The 1,911-nt window shown below is 36.6% G+C and carries 2 protein-coding genes; both read right to left on the bottom strand.

The annotated features are described in order from the left end of the window. Positions 1 to 302 precede the first annotated feature (302 nt). Entirely contained in the window at positions 303 to 1,700 is a 1,398-nt protein-coding gene (locus H5126_RS21150; RefSeq protein ID WP_024596890.1) for a heavy metal sensor histidine kinase, read from the bottom strand. Next, positions 1,690 to 1,911: winged helix-turn-helix domain-containing protein (locus H5126_RS21155; protein WP_182721541.1), on the bottom strand; the 222-nt coding region annotated here is incomplete at its 5' end. The genes H5126_RS21150 and H5126_RS21155, both read right to left, overlap by 11 nt.

A 1,911-nucleotide genomic window follows, 5' to 3' on the forward strand; every position in this document is an offset into this window, starting at 1 on the left:
TGATCTTGTAGTGCATGACTACATCTCAATGTGCTTGCAACATATTGCAGAGCAGCCAAGTAACCTTGAGCCACTGCTACCTTGGAATATTAAGCAAGGCTAGGTGTCGTTAGCTATACGCTTACGTAGCAGCAGGTAAATCATTCAGAGAAATAGCGAAGTACCTAAATTGCTCTTCTTAGACTACGAAACACCTGTGAAACGATTTAATCAGTGTACTGAATCGAGTGCTTTAACTCACAACACTTAGTTAAACTTCGCCAAAATGCTGAGAGCAAACATTGAGTTATTAATTTTAATAATTAGCTTTTAGCTAAATTAAAAAAAACTTTAAAGCTGGTAGTTTGATTATTTGAACTGACCTCTACATCACCACTGTTTGCTTGCGCTAGAGCTTTAACTATTGCAAGCCCTAAACCGGCTCCATCACTATGGCGTTGCCGAGACTTATCTGGTCGATAAAAGCGGTCAAATAAATAAGGTAAATGTGCAGAAGGTATTTTCTCGCCGGTATTACTCACACAGATACATACTTTTTCAACAGATGTTATTTCACTACTTACCGTAATTGATGACCCCTTCGGTGCATATCTTATAGCATTCGATAACAGGTTTGATAACAATTGACGAAAATGTAGTTTATCACAATAAAAACTGATGTTTTCACCTGCTTTATTAAGTATCAGCGATGATTCTTCAGCTAAAGCATCAAAATATTCAAACAGCGCTTCAATTTCTTCATGGCTGGATAAAATGTCTTGGGTTGGTTTAATTAGGCCGTTTTGGGTTTTTGCCAGCCAAAGCATGTCACTAACCATCTTAGTTAGTCGTTCCAACTCTTCTAGATTAGAAAATAATAACTCTTGGTACTCTTCGGATTGCCTTTTTTTAGATAGGCCAACCTGCGTTTGAGTTATTATATTGGTAAGAGGTGTGCGTAGTTCATGAGCAATATCACTAGAAAAATTTGATAGCCGGATAAATTCACCTTGAAGCCTGTCTAGCATTAAATTGAAAGATTGCACCATATTAACAAGCTCAATAGGCACTTTATTTTCATCAGGCCTTACATCCATTTTATTAGTTTGGATATCATGCATTTTCTGACTTACACCTCGTAAAGGGTTTAATCCTTGATGTATAGCAAACCAAGCCACCAATAAAATGAGTACCGCTGAACCAAACATAATAGCCCAAAGGCTTTGCTGAAATTGATTGAGAAAGTGTAAATGAAAGCTCATGTCTATCGCTGTAGTAATCTTGTATTGCTGTTGCCCAGTACTTAAATTATTCACCAGAGCTCGGTAGGTGTGAGTACCATTTTGCCATGAGATAATGTTGTTACTGTTAAAGCCAGTTGAAGCCTTTGCACTCATTGCAAAATCACTAAAATCTCGTTCAGAGCTTTGAAAAATGAGATCTCCTTTTGCAGTATTTACCTGATAGTAAACACCGTGATGACCCGCAACAGCGTTAGATAATTCATTTTTAAGCTTCAGGTTTGATTTATACTGTTGTGTTAAAACAAATTCAATAGATTGATTAATAACATGTAGTTCACTGCTATCTTGCTGAAAAAAATGATGCTTTATTGAACTATTTATTAAAAAAGCAACTAAAGTTAAGCACGCAATAACGGTTACAGCCACAAACAACACAACACGCATCGTAAGTGATAAAGGTCGTGACTTAATAGTCATCAGTTTCAACCTCTAATTTATAGCCCATACCACGAACTGTATGAATTAATTTAACAGTAAAGTCATCATCAACTTTTGCTCTTAGTCTACGAATGGCAACATCAATCACATTGGTGTCACTATCAAAATTCATATCCCATACTTGAGAAGCAATTAACGAACGTGGCAATACTTCACCTTCGCGCCGTAACAATAGTTCAAGTAAGCTAAA

Origin of the sequence: Pseudoalteromonas sp. SG45-3 (genome assembly GCF_014164075.1) — a bacterium.
In the GTDB taxonomy this organism is placed as follows: Bacteria; Pseudomonadota; Gammaproteobacteria; order Enterobacterales; family Alteromonadaceae; genus Pseudoalteromonas; species Pseudoalteromonas distincta.

Coding starts and splice junctions, on each gene's coding strand:
- H5126_RS21150 (WP_024596890.1), bottom strand. CDS start 1,700: ATGACTATTAAGTCACGACCTTTATCACTTACGATGCGTGTTGTGTTG.